The sequence below is a fragment of the Mycobacterium sp. MYCO198283 genome (assembly GCF_021213805.1).
In the GTDB taxonomy this organism is placed as follows: Bacteria; Actinomycetota; Actinomycetes; order Mycobacteriales; family Mycobacteriaceae; genus Mycobacterium.
This window is the reverse complement of sequence record NZ_JAJQJI010000002.1, coordinates 416328-440380: the sequence shown is the minus strand read 5'-3', so window position 1 is coordinate 440380 and position 24053 is coordinate 416328. Positions and strand designations below refer to the sequence as shown.

Genomic DNA, 24053 nt, shown 5'->3' with positions numbered 1-24053 from the left:
TCGAAGCACATCGGTTGAAGGTCCGGGTTATCCCGGCGGCCCACGCAGGAGGACGAGGCAACCGCTGCGTCGAGCAGCGAACTCTGTGCGCCCCGGCCGTCTGCGTCGGGGCGTTCGTCGTATTCGGGGGAGCTGACCGCATACGACAAGGAGGCATGCATGGCCAAGGCTGACAAGGCCACCGCGGTCGCCGACATCGCCGAGCAGTTCAAGGAGGCGACCGCCACGGTCGTCACCGAGTACCGCGGGCTGACGGTGGCCAACCTCGCCCAGCTGCGTCGATCCCTCGGCGACTCCGCCACCTACACCGTGGCGAAGAACACGCTGGTGAAGCGTGCCGCCGCGGAGGCCGGGGTGACGGGCCTCGACGAGCTGTTCGCCGGACCCACCGCGATCGCGTTCGTCAAGGGCGAGCCGGTGGACGCCGCGAAGGCGATCCGGACGTTCTCGCGCGAGCACAAGGCGCTGGTGATCAAGGGCGGCTACATGGAGGGCCGCGCCCTCTCGGTCGCCGACGTCGAGCGCATCGCCGACCTGGAGTCGCGCGAGGTGCTGCTGGCCAAGCTGGCCGGCGCGATGAAGGGCAACCTCTCCAAGGCTGCCGGACTGTTCGCCGCTCCGGCGTCGCAGGTGGCCCGCCTCGCGGCCGCGCTGCAGGAGAAGAAGGCCGCCGACGCGCCGGCTGCCGACTGACACGACCAACCCCGACCAAGACCCGTAAGAAGTAGGAAGGAAACACCATGGCCAAGCTCAGCAACGAAGAGCTGCTCGACGCGTTCAAAGAGATGACGCTGCTGGAGCTCTCCGAGTTCGTCAAGCAGTTCGAGGAGACGTTCGACGTCACCGCGGCCGCCCCGGTCGCCGTCGCCGCTGCCGGCCCCGCCGCCGGTGGTGCCCCGGCCGAGGCCGCCGAGGAGCAGAGCGAGTTCGACGTCATCCTCGAGTCCGCCGGCGAGAAGAAGATCGGCGTCATCAAGGTGGTCCGCGAGATCGTCTCCGGCCTGGGCCTCAAGGAGGCCAAGGACCTGGTCGACAGCGCCCCGAAGCCGATCCTGGAGAAGGCTCCGAAGGACGCGGCCGACGACGCCAAGGCAAAGCTCGAGGCTGCCGGCGCCACCGTCACCGTCAAGTAGTACGACCCGTGAAGGCCGCCCCTGGCGAAGGGGCGGCCTTCGCTGTCGGTGGGCTTGCGCACCGCCAGTGCCGAGTGCAGGCCGCGTAAGCTACAGTGACTCAAGCCACAGCCGGGGTGTGCGTGGCGACATTGGTTTTTGTGAAAGGAACGCCGTGGGGATTGCAATCGACGTTCAAGGGCTGACCAAGTCCTTCGGGTCCCAGCGCATCTGGGAAGACGTCACCATGACCATCCCGGCGGGCGAGGTCAGCGTGCTGCTCGGGCCGTCCGGTACCGGCAAGTCGGTGTTCCTGAAGTCCCTGATCGGCCTGCTGCGCCCCGAGCGCGGCGCCATCTACGTCGACGGCACCAACATCATCGACTGCTCCGCCAAGGAGCTCTACGAGATCCGCACGCTGTTCGGCGTCATGTTCCAGGACGGCGCGCTGTTCGGCTCGATGAACATCTACGACAACACGGCGTTCCCGCTGCGTGAGCACACCAAGAAGAAGGAGAGCGAGATCCGTGACATCGTCATGGAGAAGCTCGCGCTGGTGGGCCTCGACGGCGACGAGAACAAGTTCCCCGGTGAGATCTCCGGCGGTATGCGCAAGCGCGCCGGCCTGGCCCGCTCGCTGGTGCTGGACCCGGAGATCATCCTCTGCGACGAGCCCGACTCCGGTCTCGACCCGGTGCGTACGGCGTACCTGTCGCAGCTGCTGATCGACATCAACGCCCAGATCGACGCGACGATCCTCATCGTCACGCACAACATCAACATCGCCCGCACCGTGCCGGACAACATCGGCATGCTCTTCCGCCGCAAGCTCGTCATGTTCGGCCCGCGCGAGGTGCTGCTCACCAGCGACGAGCCCGTCGTCCGCCAGTTCCTCAACGGCCGCCGCGTCGGCCCCATCGGCATGTCCGAGGAGAAGGACGAGGCGCAGATGGCCGAGGAGCAGCGGATGGTCGAAGAGGGCCATCACGACGGCGGCGTCGAGGAGATCGTCGGGGTGCCCCCGCAGGTCATGGCCACCCCCGGCATGCCGGAGCGCAAGGCCGTCGCCCGCCGGCAGGCCCGCGTCCGCGAGACCCTGCACACGCTGCCCAAGAGCGCGCAGGAAGCCATCCTCGAAGACCTCGAGAAGAGCGGCCAGGGCAGCGGCTTCGGCAACCGCAGCAACGGTGGCAACGGCGAGCAGACGACGTCGCGCCGCAGCTACGACGGCGACGACTCGCCGACCGCGTCGATCCCGGTGACGCGCGAGCGCTGACGACGGCGCGGTCGTGACGCAGGCCGAGCAGAAGGTCACCTTCTGCCGGATCTGTGAACCGCTGTGCGGCATGGTCGCCACCGTCGAGGACGGTCGGCTGACCGCGCTGCGCCCCGATCGCGACCATCCGCTGTCGGCCGGGTTCGCCTGCCAGAAGGGCATCGCGTTCGCCGAAGTGCAGAACGACCCCGACCGGGTCACCACCCCGCTGCGGCGTCGGCCCGACGGCACGTTCGAGCCGGTCGACTGGGACACCGCGCTCGACGACATCGCCACCCGGCTCGCGGCGATCCACCGTCGCCACGGCGCGGGGGCGCTGGGGTGGTACCTCGGCAACCCGGGCACCTTCAGCTATTCGCACCTGCTGTGGCTGGGCGCGCTGGTGGCCGGTTTCGGGCCGCGCATGCACCTGTTCACGGCCGGCTCGCAGGACATCAACAACCGGTTCGTGGCCAGCCAGCTGCTCTACGGGTCGCCGCTCGCGATCCCGGTGCCCGACATCCCCCACACCGACCTGCTGGTGGTGCTGGGCGCCAACCCGGTCGTGTCGCACGGCAGCGCGGTCACCCAGCCCCGGATCCGCGACCGGATGCACGACATCGTCCGCCGCGGCGGCCGCGTGGTGGTCGTCGACCCGCGGCGCACCGAGACCGCGGCTCAATTCGAGTGGCTGCCGATCGTTCCCGACGGGGATGCGTTCCTGCTGCTGTCGCTGCTGCAGGTGATGTTCGACGAGTCGCTGGTCGACCACGCCGCTGTCGCGGCCCGCGTCGACGGGCTCGGCTGGCTGCAGCGGCTCGTCGCACCGTTTCCACCGGATGTCACCGCGCCGCACACCGGCGTCGAGCCCGGCGTGGTCCGCCGGCTGGCGCGCGACCTCGCCGCCACCCGCCGCGCCGCCGTCTACGGCCGGGTCGGCACGAGCGTCGGCGAGAACGGCACCCTGACCACCTATCTGCTCGACGCGGTGAACCTCATCGCCGGCAACCTCGACGTCGAGGGCGGCGCGATGTTCGGCAGCTTCGGCCTGCCGGGGGAGCGCTGGCTGCTCGCGGCCGCCGGTGCCGTGCTGCGTCGCCGCTACGACCGCAGCCGTTCGCGCATCGGCGGCTTCGGCTCGGTGCTGGGGTCCGAGCCCGCCGGCGTGATGGCCAAGGAGATCACCACACCGGGCCGCGGCCAGGTCCGGGCGCTCGTCGTGAGCGCCGGCAATCCCGTGCTGTCGGTGCCCAACGGCGCGGAGCTGGAGGACGCGCTGCGGTCCCTGGAGCTGATGGTCGGCATCGACCTCTACGTCACCGAGACCACCGCGCACTGCGACTACGTGCTTCCTGCCACGACCATGTACGAGCGGGAGGACTTCCCGCTGCCCTTCACCCTGTTGAACACCACACCGTTCCGGCAGGCCACCGAGGCCGTGGTGGCGCCGGCCGGCCAGGCCCGCCCCGAATGGGAGATCATCGACGCGCTGGCGCAGCGGCTGTGGCGGCGCACCCCGGCGCTGGCGGGCATGGCGGTGATGCGAAAGGCGTTGTCGGCGCTCGGGACTCGGCTGTCGCCGCGACTGCTGCTCGACGCGCTCATCCGGCTCTCCGCCGGCGGCGATCGGTTCGGGCTGCGCCCCGGCGGGCTGACGCTGCGGCGGCTGCTCGCCGACCACCCGCACGGGACGGTGCTGGCGCCGCAACTGCGGGCGGGCATGCTCGACGTCGTGTCCGCCTACCGGGGCCGCCGGGTGCGGTTGGCTCACAACGTGATCGGCGACGAGGTGGCCGCGCTGGGCGATCGGCGGCGCCCCGAGCAGTTCCCGTTGCGGCTGATCGGCAAGCGGGAATTGCGCTCGGAGAACTCCTGGATGCACAACGCGCCGACGCTGTTGCGCGGGCATCGCGGCCAGACGGCGCTGATGCACGTCAAGGACGCGGCAGTGGTCGGCGTCTCCGACGGCGACAGGATCGGTGTGGTGAGCGAGCACGGGCGCATCGAGCTCGCCGTCACCACGACCGAGGACATCGTCGAAGGTGTGATCGCGGTGCCGCACGGCTGGGGCCACCGCGGCACCGGCGGCTGGCGGCTGGCGAACGCCGCCGGCGGCGTGAACGTCAACCAGCTCATGTCGAGCGCCGCGGCGGACCTGGAGGCGCTGGCCGGAATGGCGCGGCTCACCGGCGTGCCGGTGCGCGTGGAGCGCTGCGGCGCCGCCGTCGACTAGAAACCGGACCTTCGTCGCGGGCCGGCCATTGCCGCCGGAGGCCGGCGGCTGGCTCCGCACTCAGCAAGGTGCTATTCGCCTCGGCCGCCGAGCGCGACGTCGCGACCTGCGCGGAGTCGCTCGGGGACATGCTCGGATCAGCGGGAACGACCGCCGCCGGACTCCCCGCGGGAAACCGCGCGTCAACTATTGACGAGACGACCGCGAGCCGTCAGTCTGTTGGGCAGCGATGTGTGACGGGATGAGAAGTATCAAGACGCCAGCCAGCGCCGTTACCCTGCGGCGCGCGTGCTGAAACGCGGCGGTTGAGGAATAGCCCGTCCTGCGCTACTGTTGGACGTTGCGCTGGCTGCCTCCTGCCCACTCACCTTCCGCATCCGCCCCGCACGTGTGATCGACCTCCTGAGTTCTGCTCAGTGATCTAGACGTGTGCCGAATGTGTCGGGTTCCCGGACAGGTCAGTCCAGCCGAACCGACGCAGATAACGCGCACTCGACGGCAGCGGCTTTGACCGGCTCCGTGGGTCGCATGAGGTGCTGGAAGGATGCATCTTGGCAGTCGCCCAGAGCAGGACAGCTACTAATTCTTCAAACTCCGTGCCAGGAGCACCAAACCGAATTTCCTTTGCAAAGCTCCGCGAACCGCTCGAGGTTCCGGGGCTTCTCGACGTGCAAACCGAGTCGTTCGAGTGGCTCATCGGCTCCGAGCGGTGGCGCACCATCGCCTCGGGCCGCGGCGACGAGAACCCCACCGGCGGCCTCGAAGAGGTGCTGGCCGAGCTCTCGCCGATCGAGGACTTCTCCGGCTCCATGTCGCTGTCGTTCTCCGATCCGCGCTTCGACGAGGTGAAGGCGCCCGTCGAGGAGTGCAAGGACAAGGACATGACGTACGCGGCTCCGCTGTTCGTCACGGCGGAGTTCATCAACAACAACACCGGCGAGATCAAGAGCCAGACGGTCTTCATGGGCGACTTCCCGATGATGACCGACAAGGGCACCTTCATCATCAACGGCACCGAGCGTGTCGTCGTCAGCCAGCTGGTCCGCTCGCCGGGCGTGTACTTCGACGAGAACATCGACAAGTCCACCGAGAAGACGCTGCACAGCGTCAAGGTGATCCCCGGTCGCGGTGCGTGGCTGGAATTCGACGTCGACAAGCGCGACACCGTGGGTGTGCGCATCGACCGCAAGCGCCGCCAGCCGGTCACCGTGCTGCTCAAGGCGCTGGGCTGGACGAACGAGCAGATCACCGAGCGGTTCGGCTTCAGCGAGATCATGATGGGCACGCTGGAGAAGGACAACACCGCCGGCCCCGACGAGGCGCTGCTCGACATCTACCGCAAGCTGCGCCCGGGCGAGCCGCCCACCAAGGAGTCCGCGCAGACCCTGCTGGAGAACCTGTTCTTCAAGGAAAAGCGCTACGACCTGGCCCGCGTCGGCCGCTACAAGGTCAACAAGAAGCTGGGCCTGTCGGCCGAGCCGAGCAAGACCAGCACGACGACGCTGACCGAAGAGGACATCGTCGCCACCATCGAGTACCTGGTGCGCCTGCACGACGGCGACGCCACCATGACGGTGCCCGGCGGTGTCGAGGTGCCCGTCGAGGTGGACGACATCGACCACTTCGGCAACCGGCGCCTGCGCACGGTCGGCGAGCTGATCCAGAACCAGATCCGGGTGGGCCTGTCCCGCATGGAGCGCGTGGTCCGCGAGCGGATGACCACCCAGGACGTCGAGGCCATCACGCCGCAGACCCTGATCAACATCCGCCCGGTGGTCGCCGCGATCAAGGAGTTCTTCGGAACCTCCCAGCTGTCGCAGTTCATGGACCAGAACAACCCGCTCTCCGGGCTCACCCACAAGCGTCGGCTCTCGGCGCTGGGCCCGGGCGGGCTGTCCCGTGAGCGCGCCGGCCTCGAGGTCCGCGACGTGCACCCCAGCCACTACGGCCGGATGTGCCCGATCGAGACCCCGGAAGGCCCGAACATCGGCCTGATCGGCTCGCTGTCGGTGTACGCGCGGGTCAACCCGTTCGGCTTCATCGAGACGCCGTACCGCAAGGTCGAGAACGGTGTCGTCACCGACGAGATCCACTACCTGACGGCCGACGAGGAGGACCGCCACGTCGTGGCGCAGGCCAACTCGCCGATCGACGACAGCGGTCAGTTCGTGGAGGACCGCGTGCTGGTGCGCCGGAAGGGTGGCGAGGTCGAGTACGTGTCGTCGACCGAGGTCGACTACATGGACGTCTCGCCGCGCCAGATGGTGTCGGTCGCGACCGCGATGATCCCGTTCCTGGAGCACGACGACGCCAACCGCGCGCTGATGGGCGCCAACATGCAGCGTCAGGCCGTTCCGCTGGTGCGCAGTGAGGCGCCGCTGGTGGGCACCGGCATGGAGCTGCGTGCCGCCATCGACGCCGGTGACGTCATCGTCGCCGACAAGACCGGTGTGATCGAAGAGGTCAGCGCCGACTACGTCACGGTCATGGCCGACGACGGCAGCCGGCAGACCTACCGGATGCGCAAGTTCGCCCGCTCCAACCACGGCACCTGCGCCAACCAGCGTCCGATCGTGGACGCCGGTCAGCGGGTGGAGGCCGGCCAGGTCATCGCCGACGGGCCGTGCACCGAGAACGGTGAGATGGCGCTGGGCAAGAACCTGCTGGTTGCCGTCATGCCGTGGGAAGGCCACAACTACGAAGACGCGATCATCCTCTCCAACCGCCTGGTCGAAGAGGACGTGCTGACCTCGATCCACATCGAGGAGCACGAGATCGACGCCCGCGACACCAAGCTGGGCGCCGAGGAGATCACCCGGGACATCCCGAACGTCTCCGACGAGGTGCTGGCCGACCTCGACGAGCGCGGCATCGTCCGCATCGGCGCCGAGGTCCGCGACGGCGACATCCTGGTCGGCAAGGTGACGCCGAAGGGCGAGACCGAGCTGACCCCGGAGGAGCGGCTGCTGCGGGCGATCTTCGGTGAGAAGGCGCGCGAGGTCCGTGACACGTCGCTGAAGGTGCCGCACGGCGAGTCCGGCAAGGTCATCGGCATCCGGGTGTTCTCCCGCGAGGACGACGACGAGCTGCCCGCCGGCGTCAACGAGCTGGTGCGCGTGTACGTCGCGCAGAAACGCAAGATCTCCGACGGCGACAAGCTCGCCGGACGCCACGGCAACAAGGGCGTCATCGGCAAGATCCTGCCGATCGAGGACATGCCGTTCCTGCCCGACGGCACGCCGGTGGACATCATCCTCAACACCCACGGTGTGCCGCGACGGATGAACATCGGCCAGATCCTGGAGACCCACCTGGGGTGGGTGGCCAAGGCCGGCTGGCAGATCGACGGTTCGCCAGAGTGGGCCGCCGCGCTGCCGGAGGAGCTGCACTCGTCGCAGCCGGACAGCATCGTCAGCACCCCGGTGTTCGACGGTGCCCGCGAGGCGGAGCTGCAGGGCCTGCTCGGCTCGACGCTGCCCAACCGCGACGGCGAGGTGATGGTGAACGCCGACGGCAAGGCCAACCTGTTCGACGGCCGCAGCGGCGAACCGTTCCCGTACCCGGTGACGGTCGGCTACATGTACATCCTCAAGCTGCACCACCTGGTGGACGACAAGATCCACGCCCGCTCCACCGGCCCGTACTCGATGATCACCCAGCAGCCGCTGGGCGGTAAGGCGCAGTTCGGTGGCCAGCGGTTCGGCGAGATGGAGTGCTGGGCCATGCAGGCCTACGGCGCGGCGTACACGCTGCAGGAGCTGTTGACCATCAAGTCCGACGACACCGTCGGCCGGGTCAAGGTGTACGAGGCGATCGTCAAGGGCGAGAACATCCCCGAGCCGGGCATCCCGGAGTCGTTCAAGGTGCTGCTCAAGGAGCTGCAGTCGCTGTGCCTCAACGTCGAGGTGCTCTCCAGTGACGGCGCCGCGATCGAGATGCGCGACGGCGACGACGAGGACCTGGAGCGCGCAGCGGCGAACCTGGGAATCAACCTGTCGCGCAACGAATCCGCCTCCGTCGAGGACCTCGCGTAGCCGCGCGCATTGCTCGCGGCCGTAGTTAATTTTTTCTAGTCCCGAAAGGGGAAAGGGAGTTACGTGCTAGACGTCAACTTCTTCGATGAGCTCCGGATCGGCCTGGCCACCGCGGACGACATCCGCAACTGGTCCTACGGCGAGGTCAAGAAGCCGGAGACCATCAACTACCGCACCCTCAAGCCGGAAAAGGACGGCCTGTTTTGCGAGAAGATCTTCGGACCGACTCGCGACTGGGAGTGCTACTGCGGCAAGTACAAGCGCGTCCGCTTCAAGGGCATCATCTGCGAGCGCTGCGGCGTCGAGGTGACGCGCGCCAAGGTGCGTCGTGAGCGGATGGGCCACATCGAGCTGGCCGCGCCCGTCACGCACATCTGGTATTTCAAGGGAGTTCCGTCGCGGCTGGGCTACCTGCTGGACCTGGCGCCGAAGGATCTCGAGAAGATCATCTACTTCGCCGCCTACGTCATCACCGGCGTCAACGACGAGATGCGCCACAACGAGCTGTCGACGCTGGAAGCGGAGATGGCCGTCGAGCGCAAGGGCGTCGAGGACCAGCGTGATCTCGACCTCGCCGAGCGCAGCCAGAAGCTCGAAGCCGACCTCGCCGAGCTGGAGAAGGAAGGCGCCAAGAGCGACGTCCGCCGCAAGGTGCGTGACGGCGGCGAGCGCGAGATGCGCCAGATCCGCGACCGGGCGCAGCGTGAGCTGGACCGGCTCGACGAGATCTGGACGACGTTCACCAAGCTGGCGCCCAAGCAGCTGATCATCGACGAGCTGCTCTACCGCGAGCTGCAGGACCGCTACGGCGAGTACTTCGAGGGCGCGATGGGCGCGGAGTCCATCCAGAAGCTCATCGAGAACTTCGACATCGACGCCGAGGCCGACTCCCTGCGCGAGGTCATCCGCAACGGCAAGGGCCAGAAGAAGCTGCGGGCGCTCAAGCGGCTCAAGGTCGTGGCGGCGTTCCAGCAGTCCGGCAACTCGCCGATGGGCATGGTGCTCGACGCCGTGCCGGTGATCCCGCCGGAACTTCGTCCGATGGTGCAGCTCGACGGTGGCCGGTTCGCGACGTCGGACCTCAACGACCTGTACCGCCGCGTCATCAACCGCAACAACCGCCTCAAGCGACTGATCGACCTCGGCGCGCCCGAGATCATCGTCAACAACGAGAAGCGGATGCTGCAGGAGTCGGTGGACGCGCTGTTCGACAACGGCCGGCGCGGCCGCCCCGTCACCGGGCCGGGCAACCGTCCGCTCAAGTCGCTGTCGGATCTGCTCAAGGGCAAGCAGGGCCGGTTCCGTCAGAACCTGCTCGGCAAGCGCGTCGACTACTCGGGCCGTTCGGTCATCGTGGTCGGCCCGCAGCTCAAGCTGCACCAGTGCGGCCTGCCGAAGCTGATGGCGCTCGAGCTGTTCAAGCCGTTCGTGATGAAGCGGCTCGTCGACCTCAACCACGCGCAGAACATCAAGAGCGCCAAGCGCATGGTGGAGCGGCAGCGCCCGCAGGTGTGGGATGTGCTCGAAGAGGTGATCGCCGAGCATCCGGTGCTGCTCAACCGCGCACCCACGCTGCACCGCCTCGGCATCCAGGCCTTCGAGCCGCAGCTGGTGGAGGGCAAGGCCATCCAGCTGCACCCGCTGGTCTGCGAGGCGTTCAACGCCGACTTCGACGGCGACCAGATGGCCGTGCACCTTCCGCTGAGTGCGGAGGCGCAGGCCGAGGCGCGCATCCTGATGCTGTCCAGCAACAACATCCTGTCGCCGGCGTCGGGCAAGCCGCTGGCCATGCCGCGACTGGACATGGTCACCGGGCTCTACTACCTGACCACGATGATCGAGGGCGACACCGGCGAGTACGCCCCGGCCACGGCCGATGCGCCGGAGACCGGCGTGTACAGCTCGCCGGCCGAGGCCATCATGGCGATGGACCGCGGCGCGCTCAGTGTGCGGGCGAAGATCAAGGTCCGGCTGACGCAGCTGCGTCCGCCGGCCGACGTGGAGGCCTCACTTTTCGGCTCCTCCGAGAACGGTGGGTGGCAGCACGGCGACGCCTGGACCGTCGAGACGACGCTGGGCCGCGTGCTGTTCAACGAGCTGCTGCCGCGGGGCTATCCGTTCGTCAACGAGCAGATGCACAAGAAGGTCCAGGCCACGATCATCAACGATCTGGCCGAGCGCTACCCGATGATCGTGGTGGCGCAGACCGTCGACAAGCTCAAGGACGCCGGCTTCTACTGGGCCACCCGCTCGGGTGTCACCGTCTCGATGGCCGACGTGCTCGTGCCGCCGGAGAAGCAGGAGATCCTCGAGCGCTACGAGGGCGAGGCCGACGGCATCGAGCGCAAGTACCAGCGTGGCGCGCTGAACAAGCAGGAGCGCACCGACGCCCTGGTCGACATCTGGAAGAAGGCGACCGACGAGGTGGGTGAGGCCCTGCGGGCCCACTACCCGGCGGACAACCCGATCATCACGATCGTCGACTCGGGCGCCACGGGTAACTTCACCCAGACGCGGACGCTGGCGGGCATGAAGGGCCTGGTGACCAACCCCAAGGGTGAGTTCATCCCGCGGCCCATCAAGTCGTCGTTCCGCGAGGGCCTGACGGTGTTGGAGTACTTCATCAACACCCACGGCGCCCGCAAGGGGCTGGCGGACACCGCGCTGCGCACCGCCGACTCGGGGTACCTGACCCGTCGCCTGGTCGACGTCAGCCAGGACGTCATCGTCCGCGAGCACGACTGCGAGACCGAGCGCGGCATCACCGTCGCGCTGGCCGACCGGCAGCCGGACGGCTCGCTGGTGCGGCACCCGCACGTCGAGACCTCGGCGTACGCCCGCACGCTGGCCGCCGACGCCGTCGACGAGAACGGCAACGTGCTGGTGGCCCGCGGTCACGACCTCGGCGATCCGGCGATCGACCTGCTGCTCGCCTCCGGCGTCAGCCAGGTGAAGGTGCGGTCGGTGCTGACGTGCGCGTCGGCGTCCGGGGTGTGTGCGATGTGCTACGGCCGCTCGATGGCCACCGGCAAGCTGGTGGACATCGGTGAGGCGGTCGGCATCGTCGCCGCGCAGTCCATCGGCGAGCCCGGCACGCAGCTGACCATGCGCACCTTCCACCAGGGCGGCGTCGGCGGCGACATCACCGGCGGTCTGCCCCGCGTGCAGGAGCTGTTCGAGGCCCGCATCCCGCGGAACAAGGCGCCCATCGCCGACGTCAGCGGCCGCGTGCAGCTGGAGGAGGGCGAGCGGTTCTACAAGATCACGATCATCCCGGACGACGGGAGCGAGGAAGTGGTCTACGACAAGCTCTCCAAGCGGCAGCGGCTGCGCGTGATCAAGCACGAGGACGGCACCGAGAAGCTGCTGTCCGACGGCGACCACGTGCGTGTCGGCGACCAGCTGATGGAGGGCTCGGCCGATCCGCACGAGGTGCTGCGTGTGCAGGGCCCGCGCGACGTGCAGATCCACCTGACCAACGAGGTGCAGGAGGTCTACCGGGCGCAGGGCGTGTCGATCCACGACAAGCACATCGAGGTGATCGTCCGGCAGATGCTGCGGCGCGTCACGATCATCGACTCGGGCGCGACGGAGTTCCTGCCCGGTTCGCTGACGGAGCGCTCGGAGTTCGAGGCGGAGAACCGCCGCGTGGTGGCCGAAGGTGCCGAGCCGGCTGCCGGCCGTCCGGTGCTGATGGGCATCACCAAGGCGAGCCTCGCCACCGACTCGTGGCTGTCGGCGGCGTCGTTCCAGGAGACCACCCGCGTGCTGACCGATGCGGCGATCAACTGCCGCAGCGACAAGCTGCAGGGTCTCAAGGAGAACGTGATCATCGGCAAGCTGATCCCGGCCGGCACCGGTATCAACCGCTACCGCAACATCCAGGTGCAGCCCACCGAAGAGGCCCGCGCTGCGGCGTACACGATCCCGTCCTACGAGGATCAGTACTACAGCCCGGACTTCGGCCAGGCGACCGGTGCCGCGGTGCCGCTGGACGATTACGGCTACTCCGACTACCGGTAGTTCGACGACGGAAAGCCCCCGCTTGCGAGCGGGGGCTTTTCGCGTTCCGCGTTAGGTTGGGCGTGTGCTGCGCTGGCTGTCGGTGGTGGGTGTGCTGCTGGCGGTGGGCTGTTCCGCGCCGGGCACCGCCGCGAACGGCCTGCCCGCGGGCCTGTCGACGCGGACCGCCGGGCGCGACTACCGCGTCTACGTTCCCGCCGGCGTGGCGCCCAGCGCGCCGCTCGTGGTGGTGCTGGGCAGCGACGACCGCTGGCAGCGCCTCGCCGACGCGCAGCGCTTCGTCGTCGCCTACGCCGAGGGCGGGGACGCCGCGGCGGCCGACGCCGTGGTGACCGACGTGTCGGCGAACGTGTCGGTGGACCCGCGGCGGGTGTTCGCGGTCGGCGGCACGCCCGCCTATGCCGCGGTGTGCGCCACCGGGACCTTCGCCGCCATCGCGGTCGTGGCGGCCCCGCCGCCCGCGAGCTGTCCGGCGCCGCGGCCGACGTCGGTGCTCGCACTGGCCGCGGGCCCCAACGACGCCGCAGCGGCCCGCGCCACCGAGTACTGGCGAGCAGTGGACCGCTGCGGCCCGCCGACCGTCGACGCCGCGCCGCCGCTGCTGTCGGTGACCGCCGACTGTCCCGACGGGCGGGCGGTGGAGCTGCTCGCGGTCGACGGCGTGGGCGCCGGACGGCCGGTGCCGGTCGGCAGGCTGTGGCGGTTCTTCGCCGACCACCCCCGCCTAGACTGACCACCGTGCTGATCGGATCCCACGTCCGCTCCGAGGACCCGCTGGCCGCCGCCGACGCCGACGGCGCCGACGTCGTGCAGTTCTTCCTCGGCGACCCGCAGAGCTGGAAGAAGCCGAAGCCGCGAGCGGACGCCGAGCTGCTCAAGGCGTCGCCGATCCCGCTGTACGTGCATGCGCCGTACCTGATCAACGTGGCGTCGGCGAACAACCGGGTGCGGATCCCGTCGCGCAAGATCCTGCAGGACACCTGCGACGCCGCGGCCCAGGTCGGGGCGACGGCGGTGATCGTGCACGGCGGCCACGCCGACGACCGCGACCTGGAGGCCGGCTTCGAGCGGTGGGTCAAGGCGCTGAAGTACCTGGAGACCGACGTGCCGGTGTACCTGGAGAACACCGCGGGCGGCGACCACGCCATGGCCCGCCACTTCGACACCATCGGCCGGCTGTGGGACCACATCGGCGGCACCGGTGTCGGTTTCTGCCTCGACACCTGCCACGCGTGGGCGGCCGGTGAGGCGCTGATCGACGCCGTCGACCGCATCCGCGCGCTCACCGGGCGCATCGACCTGGTGCACTGCAACGATTCCCGCGACGCCGCCGGCTCGGGCGCCGACCGGCACGCCAACTTCGGCGACGGGCAGATCGATCCGCAGCTGCTCGTCGCGGTGGTGGAAACCGCCGACGCTCCCGTCATCTGCGAGACCTCGGACGCCGGCCGCAAGGACGACATCGCGTTCCTGCGCGAACACGTCGGCTGACCCGCCACGGTATTACCGATCTTGTGCAACCGTCGAGACGGTGTAACACTCGGCGGCATGCCCGATACGCACGTCGTCACCAATCAGGTCCCGCCGCTCGCAGACCACAACCCGGCGTCGTCGCCGGTGCTCGTCGAGGCGCTGATCCGCGAGGGCGGGCAGTGGGGGCTCGACGAGGTGACCGAGCTCGGCGCGCTGTCCGGCGGTGCGCAGGCACAGCGCTGGGGTGAGCTCGCCGACCGGCACCGCCCGGTGCTGCACACCCACGACCGCTACGGCCACCGCGTCGACGAGGTCGAATACGACCCCGCCTACCACGAGCTGATGCGGGTGGCGATCGCCCACGGGCTGCACGCGGCGCCGTGGGCCGACGACCGGCCCGGCGCGCACGTCGTCCGCGCGGCCAAGACCTCGGTGTGGACGCCGGAGCCCGGCCACATGTGTCCGATCTCGATGACCTACGCCGTCGTGCCCGCGTTGCGTGCCCATCCCGAGCTCGCCGCGACCTACGAGCCGCTGCTCACCAGCCGGGTCTACGACCCCGAACTCAAGGTGCCCAGCACCAAGGCCGGCATCACCGCGGGCATGTCGATGACCGAGAAGCAGGGCGGCTCCGACGTCCGGGCCGGGACCACCGAGGCCGTCCCCAACGGCGACGGCACCTACCGGCTCACCGGCCACAAGTGGTTCACCTCGGCGCCGATGGGCGACATCTTCCTGGTGCTGGCGCAGGCGCCCAGCCGGGGCGAGCGAAGCGACGGGGGATCAGGCGGCTTGAGTTGCTTCTTCCTGCCGCGCGTGCTGCCCGACGGCACCCGCAACCGGATGTTCCTGCAGCGCCTGAAGGACAAGCTCGGCAACCACGCCAACGCCTCCAGCGAGGTGGAGTACGACGGCGCCACCGCATGGCTGGTCGGCGAGGAGGGCCGCGGCGTCGCGACGATCATCGAGATGGTCAACCTCACCCGGCTCGACTGCACGCTGGGTAGCGCGACGAGCATGCGCACCGGGCTGACGCGCGCCATCCACCACGCCCGGCACCGCAAGGCGTTCGGCGAGTACCTGATCGACCAGCCGCTGATGCGCAACGTGCTCGCGGACCTGGCGGTGGAGGCCGAGGCCGCGACCATGGTCGCGATGCGGATGGCCGGCGCCACCGACAACGCGGTGCGCGGCGACGAGCGCGAGGCGCTGCTGCGGCGCATCGGCCTCGCCGCGAGCAAGTACTGGGTGTGCAAGCGCGCCACCCCGCACGCCGCCGAGGCGATGGAATGCCTGGGCGGCAACGGCTACGTCGAGGACTTCGGCATGGCGCGGCTGTACCGCGAAGCGCCGCTGATGGGCATCTGGGAGGGCTCGGGCAACGTCAGCGCCCTGGACACGCTGCGGGCCATGGTGACCAAGCCCGACAGCGTCGAGGCGCTGTTCGACGAGCTCGCGCAGACCTCCGGGGAGGACCCGCGCCTTGGCGTGCACGTCGACGCGCTCAAGCAGGCGCTCGGCGATGTCGAGACCGTCCAGTACCGGGCCCGCAAGGTCGCCGAGGACATCTGCCTGGCGCTGCAGGCGTCGCTGCTGGTGCGGCACGGGCATCCGGCGGTCGCCGAGGCGTTTTTGGCCACCCGGCTGGACCGCCGGTGGGGCGGTGCGTTCGGCACGCTGCCCGTCGGCCTGGACCTCGACCCGATCCTCGAGCGTGCGATGGTCACGGCATGACTCTCGGTGGTCGCGAGCGTGCGCAGCATGCCGGTGCTGCGCGGCGTGTCGCGTGCAGACACGCACGCTCGCGGGGGAGGGGGAGCACGCTGTGACCCACGCGATCCGGCCCGTCGACTTCGACGACCTCAAGACGATGACCTACGAGGTCACCGACCGCGTCGCCCGCATCACCTTCAACCGGCCCGAGAAGGGCAACGCGATCGTCGCCGACACGCCGCTGGAGCTGTCGGCGCTGGTCGAGCGCGCTGATCTCGACCCGAACGTGCACGTCATCCTGGTGTCGGGCCGCGGCGAGGGGTTCTGCGCGGGCTTCGACCTGTCGGCCTACGCCGAAGGGTCGTCGTCGGCGGGTGGCGGCAGCCCGTATCGCGACACCGTGCTGTCGGGGAAGGTGCAGGGCCCCAACCACCGGCCCGATCAGCCGTGGGACCCGATGATCGACTACCAGATGATGAGCCGGTTCGTGCGCGGCTTCGCCAGCCTCATGCACTGCGACAAGCCCACGGTGGTCAAGATCCACGGCTACTGCGTGGCCGGCGGCACGGACATCGCGCTGCACGCCGACCAGGTGATCGCCGCCTCGAACGCCAAGATCGGCTACCCGCCCACCCGCGTCTGGGGGGTGCCCGCGACGGGCCTGTGGGCCCACCGGCTCGGCGACCAGCGAGCCAAACGGCTGCTGCTCACCGGCGACAGCATCACCGGCGCGCAGGCCGCCGAATGGGGGCTGGCCGTCGAGGCGCCCGACCCCGAGGAGCTCGACGAGCGCACCGAGCGGCTGGTCGCGCGCATCGCGGCGATGCCGATCAACCAGCTCATGATGATCAAGCTCGCGATGAACTCCGTGCTGCTGCAGCAGGGCGTCGCGACCAGCCGGGTGCTCGGCACGGTGTTCGACGGCATCGCGCGGCACACGCCCGAGGGCCACGACTTCGTCGCGCTGTCGCGGGAGCACGGCTTCCGCGAGGCGGTGCGCCGCCGCGACGAACCGTTCGGCGACCACGGGCGACGGGCCTCCGAGGTCTGATGCCGCACGGTGTGGGCCGCATGACGGCGCGGTCGGTGCTGCTGAGCGTGCTGCTCGGCGCGCATCCCGCCCATGCCACGGCCGCGGAGCTGGTGAAGCTCGTCGCCGACTTCGGCATCCGCGAGGCCACCGTGCGCGTGGCGCTGACGCGGCTGGTGGCGGCGGGCGATCTGGTGCGAGACGACGACGGCTACCGGCTTTCCGACCGGCTGCTCGCTCGGCAGCGCCGGCAGGACGACGCGCTGGCGCCCCGCGTCCGGCCGTGGGACGGCGGCTGGCTCGTGCTGGTGATCACCGCTGTGGGCAACGCCCCCCGCGACCGCGCGGCGCTGCGGACCGGCCTGCAGCAGCTGCGGTACGGCGAGCTGCGCGAAGGCGTGTGGCTGCGGCCCGACAACCTAGTCGGCACGCTGCCGCCGGCGGTCGATCACCAGGTGCGCATGCTGCGCGCCACCGACGACCGGCCGCACGAGCTGGCCGCCCGGCTCTGGGATCTGCAGGGCTGGGCGGCGACGGGCCGGGAGCTCTTGGCGGCCATGTCGGCCGCCGATATGCCCGCCCGCTTCGTCACCGCCGCCGCGATCGTCCGTCACGTCGTCACCGACCCCGTGCTGCCCGACGCGCTGCTGCCGCCCGCATGGCCCGGCGCCGAGCTGCGGCGCGCCTACGCCGAGTTCGCCGCCGAGCTGGCGGCGCGCCGCCATCAGATCGAACTGACGAAAGGCGTCACATGACCGAGCCGGTACGGGTCGAGCGCGCAGGCGCGGTGACCACGGTGATCCTCGACCGGCCCGCGGCCCGCAACGCGGTCAACGGCCCCACCGCCGCCGCGTTGTACGAGGCATTCCGAGACTTCGACGCCGACGATTCGGCGGCCGTGGCGGTGCTGTGGGGCGACCACGGCACCTTTTGTGCGGGCGCGGACCTCAAGGCGTTCGGCACGCCCGACGCCAACCCGACCCACCGCAGCGGTCCCGGCCCGATGGGCCCGACCCGGATGGTGCTCTCGAAACCCGTCATCGCCGCGGTCAGCGGTTACGCCGTCGCGGGCGGGCTCGAACTGGCGCTGTGGTGCGACCTGCGGGTGGCCGAGGAGGACGCGGTGTTCGGCGTCTACTGCCGCCGCTGGGGCGTGCCGCTGATCGACGGCGGGACGGTGCGGCTGCCGCGGCTCATCGGGCAGAGCCGGGCCATGGACATGATCCTCACCGGTCGCTCGGTCGACGCCGCCGAGGCGCTGGCCATCGGGCTGGCCAACCGTGTCGTGCCGCCGGGAACGTCGCGGCGGGCGGCCGAGGAGCTCGCCGCGCAGCTGGCCGAGTTCCCGCAGCTGTGCCTGCGCAGCGACCGGCTGTCGACGCTGCGCCAGTGGGGGCAGCCCGAAGCCGAGGCGATGGACTTCGAGTTCGGCAGCCTCTCGCGCGTCAAGCACGAGTCGGTGGCCGGCGCGCAACGGTTCGCCGCCGGCGCCGGTCGGCACGGCGCGACGGAATAGGCCGTTACGCCATCACCCGTTCGACGCGGTTGAGCAGCCCCAGTTCGCGGCCCCGGTCCCACACGACCGGGTCACCCCACTTGTAGAACACCGTCTGGTCGAACCCGTACACCGTGATGTCGTTGGTCACCGTGTCCGCGACGATGACGTTGCCCGCGCCCTGCACCGTCACCGCGTAGCAATTGCCCAGCGCGGTGACGTTGATGTTGTTGCCGTTGACGAACAGCGTCGCATCGTTGCAGTCGATGGTCTGCACGATGCCCTGTCCCGTGATGTGGGTGTCGCCGAGCTTGGCGTGGGCGGCGGGCGCCGCCGACAGGGCCGCCCCGAGCGCCGCGGCGGCACACACCCGTGCCGCCCGTACCGCGGTGGACTTGCTCATGGCTCACCTCATACCCGCAGGGCCGAAGGACGAACAAGAGCCTACGCGGGGCCGCGCTGTCGCCGGGGCCCGTTGGTGAACTCGCCGGGATCGGCGGCGCGACGTACCGTGTGCCCGGTGGGCCTGCGAAAGACGCTGGTCGTGGCGGCGACGATCGCCGTGGCGGCCGGTGCGTGCACCCAGACCGTCGACGGCTCCGCCACCCGCGACGCGGCCGGGCCGGCCGGGCGCGACTACGGCTACGCCGACGACCGCTGCGGGCTGCTGTCCGACGACACCGTTCAGCAACTGCTCGCCGGCACCGACGTCGACCGCGTCTACAACGGAGCCGTCTGCCAGTACATCGTCGATCGGGGCGGCGCGGTGGTCGACACGACCTTCGCATGGTTCGAGACCGGCACCCTGGCGCGCGAACGCGCGGTGGCCGCCGAGCGCGGCGGGCAGCCGACCGACACCGTCGTCGTCCGGCGCGAGGCCATCGTCGTCCGCACCGCGGGCACGGCGTGCGCGGTGACCGCCGCGACCGACCCGGGAGTGGCGAGCTGGTGGGTGCAGTTCCGCGGCGGCGGCAGCGGCGACCCCTGCGCCGACGCCGAGCGGCTGCTGACGGCGACGCTCTCGACGGAGATGTGACCGTGCGCCGCGCGCTCGGCTCCGGCCTGGCCCTCCTGTTGGTCGCCGTCGGCTGCGGCACCGGCGCGACGACGCCGCCGGACCCGCCGGCCGCGGGCGCCGGCTTCCGCAGCGGCGAATGCAACCGCGTCTCCGACGCCGAGGTGGTCGCCGCGGCGCAGTCGGCCTACACCAGGAAGGTCGACAACGACGTCGGGTGCTTTTGGCAGGAAGACGCCGCGATCGGTTCGGTGGGGCTGGGCTCGGGCATCTCGACGTGGTGGTACCGGGGCAGCACACTGGCCGCCGAGCGGGAGCTGGAGTCCGCGGTCGGTCGAACGGTCGAGGAGCTGACCCTGCGGGGCAACAAGGCGTTCCGGGCCCACGACGACAACGCCTGCAGCGTCTACGTCGCCAAGGGCGCCGACGTGATCGCGTGGTCGGTCTCCACCCTGGATCCTTCGGCGCTGCCCGACCTGTGCTCGATCGTCGACCGGCTGGCGCAGGCCACGCAGGACCGCGTCAACTGAACGGCCCGTCACCCGGGATAGAGTCGGGCGCTGACCCGCTTCCGGGTCCGTGGGAAGGCACAATCCGATGGCAGTTGGGCCGGCAGGTGGGCCGCCGCCGCGCCCGGCGAACGGCCGGGCGCGCGCCGCGTCGCGTCCCCTCGGCAAGCCACCGCGCCTGAGCCGTGAGGGCATCGTCAACGCGGCGATGACGTTCCTCGACCGCGAGGGCTGGGACGCGCTGACCATCAACGCGCTCGCCGCGCAGCTCGGGACCAAGGGCCCGTCGCTGTACAACCACGTCGACAGCCTCGAAGACCTGCGCCGCATGGTGCGGGTGCGGGTGATCGGCGACATCATCGGCATGCTCAACACCGTCGGGCAGGGCCGCACCCGCGAGGACGCCGTGCTGGCGATGGCCGGCGCATACCGCAGCTACGCCCACCACCACCCGGGGCGGTACTCCGCGTTCACCCGCATGCCGCTCGGCGGCGACGACCCCGAGTACACGGCCGCCACCCGGGCGGCGGCCGAGCCCGTCATCGCGGTGCTGGCGTCCTACGGGCTGTCGGGCGAGCTGGCGTTCTACGCCGCGCTGGAGTTCTGGGCGGCCATGCACGGGTTCGTCCTGCTGGAGATGACCGGGGTGATGGGCGATGTCGACGTCGACGCCGTCTACTCGGACATGGTGCTGCGGCTGACGGCCGGACTCGAAGCGCGATGAGCGCTCGCGCGAAGAGCCGGCGGCACCGATGAGCGCTCGCGCGAAGAGCCGGCGGCACCGATGAGCGCTCGCGCGAAGAGCAGATGGTGCAGTTGAACACCGCTTGACCTGCGGATTGCGGTCGGTCCGTGAGTTTGTTCCGGCCGCAATGCCCCTGGTATGGTAGGAGATCGAGCCTGGCGGTCAAGGCGCTTGCGGTCTGTAGAGCACGAGCGCACGCCGGGCAATTTGCATGTCGCCAGTCCTGGTAAGTGCCGACGCGTTGACGCCGCGGCGGGCGCGTGCGACACGGCCGGACCCGGGGTGACCGGGGCCGGACGAACCGCAGGACGACAGACCGATAACGACAACCGCCATACGACGACAGCGCAACACGAGAAAGCCGGTACATGCCAACCATCAACCAGCTGGTCCGCAAGGGTCGCCACGACAAGGTCACCAAGGTGAAGACCGCGGCCCTCAAAGGCAGCCCGCAGCGCCGCGGCGTGTGCACCCGCGTGTACACCACCACCCCGAAGAAGCCGAACTCGGCGCTTCGCAAGGTCGCGCGCGTGCGGTTGACCAGCGCGGTCGAGGTCACCGCCTACATCCCGGGCGAGGGCCACAACCTGCAGGAGCACTCGATGGTGCTGGTGCGCGGCGGTCGTGTGAAGGACCTGCCCGGTGTGCGGTACAAGATCATCCGCGGCTCGCTCGACACCCAGGGCGTCAAGAACCGCAAGCAGGCCCGCAGCCGGTACGGCGCCAAGAAGGAGAAGAGCTGATGCCTCGTAAGGGCCCCGCACCCAAGCGTCCGCTGGTCAACGACCCGGTCTACGGCTCGCAGCTGGTCACCCAGCTGGTCAACAAAGTGCTGCTCGACGGGAAGAAATCGCTGGCCGAACGCATTGTCTATGGTGCGCTCGAACAAGCCCGCGACAAGACCGGCACCGATCCGGTCGTCACGTTGAAGCGGGCCATGGACAACGTCAAGCCGGCGCTGGAGGTGCGCAGCCGCCGCGTCGGTGGTGCCACCTACCAGGTGCCGGTCGAGGTCCGTCCGGAGCGGTCGACCACGCTGGCGCTGCGCTGGCTGGTCAGCTTCTCGAAGGCCCGCCGCGAGAAGACCATGGTCGAGCGCCTGGCGAACGAGATCCTGGACGCCAGCAACGGCCTGGGTGCCGCCGTCAAGCGACGGGAAGACACCCACAAGATGGCCGAGGCGAACCGGGCCTTCGCGCACTACCGCTGGTGACCCCTGGGTCGGCTGCCGGCTTCGCCGGATGACGCCGCCGACGGCGTGACCGCACCACCCGACGAGCAAGCAAGCGAAGAGGAAGAACTTCTGTGGCACAGAAGGACGTGCTGACCGACCTGAACAAGGTCCGCAACATCGGCATCATGGCGCACATCGACGCCGGCAAGACGACGACCACCGAGCGGATCCTGTACTACACCGGGATCAGCTACAAGATCGGTGAGGTCCATGACGGCGCGGCCACCATGGACTGGATGGAGCAGGAGCAGGAGCGGGGGATCACCATCACCTCCGCCGCCACCACCTGTTTCTGGAACGACAACCAGATCAACATCATCGACACCCCCGGCCACGTCGACTTCACCGTCGAGGTGGAGCGCAGCCTGCGCGTGCTCGACGGCGCCGTCGCGGTGTTCGACGGCAAAGAGGGGGTCGAGCCGCAGTCCGAGCAGGTCTGGCGACAGGCCGACAAATACGACGTGCCGCGCATCTGCTTCGTCAACAAGATGGACAAGATCGGCGCGGACTTCTACTTCTCGGTGCGCACCATGCAGGAGCGCCTCGGCGCGAACGTCATCCCGATCCAGCTGCCGATCGGTTCCGAGGGCGACTTCGCCGGCGTCGTCGACCTGGTCGAGATGAAGGCCAAGGTGTGGAGCGCCGAGGCCAAGCTCGGCGAGAAGTACGACGTCGTCGAGATCCCCGCCGACATGGCCGAGAAGGCCGACGAGTACCGCACCAAGCTGCTCGAGGCGGTCGCCGAGACCGACGAGGCGCTGCTCGAGAAGTACTTCGGCGGCGAAGAGCTCACGGTCGAGGAGATCAAGGGCGCGCTGCGCAAGCTGACCATCAGCTCGCAGGCCTACCTCGTGCTCTGCGGCAGCGCGTTCAAGAACAAGGGCGTGCAGCCCATGCTCGACGCGGTCATCGACTACCTGCCGTCGCCGCTCGACGTTCCGCCCGCCGTGGGCCACGTCCCCGGCAAGGAGGACGTGGAGATCACCCGCAAGCCGTCGGTCGACGAGCCGTTCTCGGCGCTGGCGTTCAAGGTCGCCTCGCACCCGTTCTTCGGCAAGCTGACCTACGTCCGGGTGTACTCGGGCACCGTGGACTCCGGCTCGCAGGTCATCAACGCCACCAAGGGCAAGAAGGAGCGGCTGGGCAAGCTGTTCCAGATGCACTCCAACAAGGAGAACCCGGTGGAGCGGGCGTCGGCGGGCCACATCTACGCGGTGATCGGCCTCAAGGACACCACCACCGGTGACACCCTGAGCGACCCGAACAACCAGATCGTGCTCGAGTCGATGACCTTCCCCGATCCCGTGATCGAGGTGGCCATCGAGCCGAAGACCAAGAGCGACCAGGAGAAGCTGGGCACCGCGATCCAGAAGCTCGCCGAAGAAGACCCGACCTTCAAGGTGCACCTGGATCAGGAGACCGGCCAGACCGTCATCGGCGGCATGGGCGAACTTCACCTGGACATCCTGGTGGACCGCATGCGCCGCGAGTTCAAGGTCGAGGCGAACGTCGGGAAACCGCAGGTCGCCTACCGCGAGACCATCAAGCGGCCGGTGCAGAACGTGGAGTTCACCCACAAGAAGCAGACCGGCGGCTCGGGCCAGTTCGCGAAGGTCATCATCAACCTCGAGCCGTTCACCGGCGAGGACGGCGCGACCTACGAGTTCGAGAACAAGGTCACCGGCGGCCGCATCCCGCGGGAGTACATCCCGTCGGTGGACGCCGGCGCCCAGGACGCCATGCAGTACGGCGTGCTGGCCGGTTATCCGCTGGTGAACGTCAAGGTGACGCTGCTCGACGGCGCCTACCACGACGTCGACTCGTCGGAGATGGCCTTCAAGATCGCCGGTTCGCAGGTGCTCAAGAAGGCGGCGCAGCAGGCGCAGCCGGTCATCCTGGAACCGATCATGGCTGTCGAGGTCACGACGCCCGAGGACTACATGGGCGACGTGATCGGCGACCTGAACTCCCGCCGTGGCCAAATCCAGGCCATGGAGGAGCGCAGCGGTGCGCGTGTCGTCAGGGCGCAGGTGCCGCTGTCGGAGATGTTCGGCTACGTCGGCGACCTCCGGTCGAAGACGCAGGGCCGGGCGAACTACTCCATGGTCTTCGACTCCTACGCCGAAGTTCCGGCGAACGTGGCGAAGGAGATCATCGCGAAGGCGACGGGCCAGTAATCGGG

19 protein-coding genes are annotated in these 24053 nt (G+C 69.5%); 18 read left to right on the top strand and 1 reads right to left on the bottom strand.

All coding sequences use genetic code 11. The features are described 5' to 3' along the window. The first annotated feature begins 159 nt into the window (after positions 1–159). From rplJ to LV457_RS06275, 12 genes are all read left to right on the top strand, one after another. Entirely contained in the window at positions 160–693 is a 534-nt protein-coding gene (gene rplJ / locus LV457_RS06330; protein ID WP_232169801.1) for a 50S ribosomal protein L10, read from the top strand. A 47-nt stretch (positions 694–740) separates the two neighbouring features. After that, entirely contained in the window at positions 741–1133 is a 393-nt protein-coding gene (gene rplL, locus LV457_RS06325) for a 50S ribosomal protein L7/L12 (protein ID WP_232169799.1), read from the top strand. Positions 1134–1287: 154 nt separating this feature from the next. Beyond that, positions 1288–2388, top strand: a complete 1101-nt coding sequence (locus LV457_RS06320) for an ABC transporter ATP-binding protein (protein WP_232169796.1) — start codon at positions 1288–1290, stop codon at positions 2386–2388. Positions 2389–2401: 13 nt separating this feature from the next. Further along, positions 2402–4600 (top strand): molybdopterin-dependent oxidoreductase, encoded by a 2199-nt coding sequence (locus LV457_RS06315; protein WP_308192170.1) that lies wholly within the window; start codon positions 2402–2404, stop codon positions 4598–4600. Positions 4601–5133: 533 nt separating this feature from the next. Continuing rightward, positions 5134–8634: a DNA-directed RNA polymerase subunit beta gene (locus tag LV457_RS06310; protein WP_232169794.1), complete on the top strand. Its 3501-nt coding sequence runs from the start codon at positions 5134–5136 to the stop codon at positions 8632–8634. 63 nt (positions 8635–8697) lie between these two features. Further along, entirely contained in the window at positions 8698–12657 is a 3960-nt protein-coding gene (locus LV457_RS06305) for a DNA-directed RNA polymerase subunit beta' (RefSeq protein WP_232169792.1), read from the top strand. 64 nt (positions 12658–12721) lie between these two features. Next, positions 12722–13390 carry a hypothetical protein gene (locus LV457_RS06300; protein ID WP_232169791.1) on the top strand — a complete coding sequence of 223 codons (669 nt, stop codon included), beginning with the start codon at positions 12722–12724 and terminating at the stop codon, positions 13388–13390. 5 nt (positions 13391–13395) lie between these two features. Continuing rightward, complete coding sequence (locus LV457_RS06295) at positions 13396–14148, top strand: deoxyribonuclease IV (RefSeq protein WP_232169789.1); 753 nt, start codon at positions 13396–13398, stop codon at positions 14146–14148. 57 nt (positions 14149–14205) lie between these two features. Then, positions 14206–15864, top strand: a complete 1659-nt coding sequence (locus tag LV457_RS06290) for an acyl-CoA dehydrogenase family protein (RefSeq protein ID WP_232169786.1) — start codon at positions 14206–14208, stop codon at positions 15862–15864. A 91-nt stretch (positions 15865–15955) separates the two neighbouring features. Then, complete coding sequence (locus LV457_RS06285; protein ID WP_232169785.1) at positions 15956–16894, top strand: crotonase/enoyl-CoA hydratase family protein; 939 nt, start codon at positions 15956–15958, stop codon at positions 16892–16894. A gap of 20 nt (positions 16895–16914) precedes the next feature. Beyond that, positions 16915–17628 carry a PaaX family transcriptional regulator C-terminal domain-containing protein gene (locus LV457_RS06280; RefSeq protein WP_232169784.1) on the top strand — a complete coding sequence of 238 codons (714 nt, stop codon included), beginning with the start codon at positions 16915–16917 and terminating at the stop codon, positions 17626–17628. After that, the gene (locus LV457_RS06275) at positions 17625–18389 is read left to right on the top strand and encodes a crotonase/enoyl-CoA hydratase family protein (RefSeq protein WP_232169783.1); all 765 of its coding nucleotides are present in this window, start codon (positions 17625–17627) and stop codon (positions 18387–18389) included. Before LV457_RS06280 ends, LV457_RS06275 begins: the two co-directional genes overlap by 4 nt. A 4-nt stretch (positions 18390–18393) precedes the next feature. Here LV457_RS06275 and LV457_RS06270 read toward each other — a convergent pair whose 3' ends face one another. Then, positions 18394–18771 carry a DUF3060 domain-containing protein gene (locus LV457_RS06270; RefSeq protein WP_232169781.1) on the bottom strand — a complete coding sequence of 126 codons (378 nt, stop codon included), beginning with the start codon at positions 18769–18771 and terminating at the stop codon, positions 18394–18396. A 117-nt stretch (positions 18772–18888) separates the two neighbouring features. Between LV457_RS06270 and LV457_RS06265 the strand changes: the two genes are divergently transcribed. The 6 genes from LV457_RS06265 (at position 18889) to fusA (ending at position 24048) form a co-directional block, all read left to right on the top strand. After that, positions 18889–19404 (top strand): DUF3558 domain-containing protein, encoded by a 516-nt coding sequence (locus tag LV457_RS06265; RefSeq protein ID WP_232169780.1) that lies wholly within the window; start codon positions 18889–18891, stop codon positions 19402–19404. Next, complete coding sequence (locus LV457_RS06260) at positions 19401–19913, top strand: DUF3558 family protein (RefSeq protein WP_232169779.1); 513 nt, start codon at positions 19401–19403, stop codon at positions 19911–19913. The genes LV457_RS06265 and LV457_RS06260 overlap by 4 nt, the downstream gene beginning before the upstream one ends. Before the next feature lie 187 nt (positions 19914–20100). Then, positions 20101–20616, top strand: a complete 516-nt coding sequence (locus LV457_RS06255; protein ID WP_232169986.1) for a TetR-like C-terminal domain-containing protein — start codon at positions 20101–20103, stop codon at positions 20614–20616. 389 nt (positions 20617–21005) lie between these two features. Next, a complete protein-coding gene (gene rpsL, locus LV457_RS06250) occupies positions 21006–21380 on the top strand; it encodes a 30S ribosomal protein S12 (protein WP_232169778.1) in 375 nt (124 codons plus the stop codon). Then, on the top strand, positions 21380–21850 hold the full coding sequence (rpsG, locus tag LV457_RS06245; RefSeq protein WP_232169776.1) for a 30S ribosomal protein S7: 471 nt from the start codon (positions 21380–21382) through the stop codon (positions 21848–21850). The genes rpsL and rpsG overlap by 1 nt, the downstream gene beginning before the upstream one ends. Positions 21851–21942: 92 nt before the next feature. Continuing rightward, positions 21943–24048: an elongation factor G gene (gene fusA / locus LV457_RS06240; RefSeq protein WP_232169774.1), complete on the top strand. Its 2106-nt coding sequence runs from the start codon at positions 21943–21945 to the stop codon at positions 24046–24048. The last annotated feature ends 5 nt before the right edge of the window (positions 24049–24053 follow it).

Bases quoted from the DNA above. Each gene is read 5' to 3' on its own strand.
- rplJ (WP_232169801.1), top strand. From the start codon at position 160: ATGGCCAAGGCTGACAAGGCCACCGCGGTCGCCGACATCGCCGAGCAG.
- rplL (WP_232169799.1), top strand. From the start codon at position 741: ATGGCCAAGCTCAGCAACGAAGAGCTGCTCGACGCGTTCAAAGAGATG.
- LV457_RS06290 (WP_232169786.1), top strand. From the start codon at position 14,206: ATGCCCGATACGCACGTCGTCACCAATCAGGTCCCGCCGCTCGCAGAC.
- LV457_RS06280 (WP_232169784.1), top strand. From the start codon at position 16,915: ATGACGGCGCGGTCGGTGCTGCTGAGCGTGCTGCTCGGCGCGCATCCC.
- LV457_RS06275 (WP_232169783.1), top strand. From the start codon at position 17,625: ATGACCGAGCCGGTACGGGTCGAGCGCGCAGGCGCGGTGACCACGGTG.
- LV457_RS06270 (WP_232169781.1), bottom strand. From the start codon at position 18,771: ATGAGCAAGTCCACCGCGGTACGGGCGGCACGGGTGTGTGCCGCCGCG.
- LV457_RS06255 (WP_232169986.1), top strand. From the start codon at position 20,101: ATGACGTTCCTCGACCGCGAGGGCTGGGACGCGCTGACCATCAACGCG.
- rpsL (WP_232169778.1), top strand. From the start codon at position 21,006: ATGCCAACCATCAACCAGCTGGTCCGCAAGGGTCGCCACGACAAGGTC.
- rpsG (WP_232169776.1), top strand. From the start codon at position 21,380: ATGCCTCGTAAGGGCCCCGCACCCAAGCGTCCGCTGGTCAACGACCCG.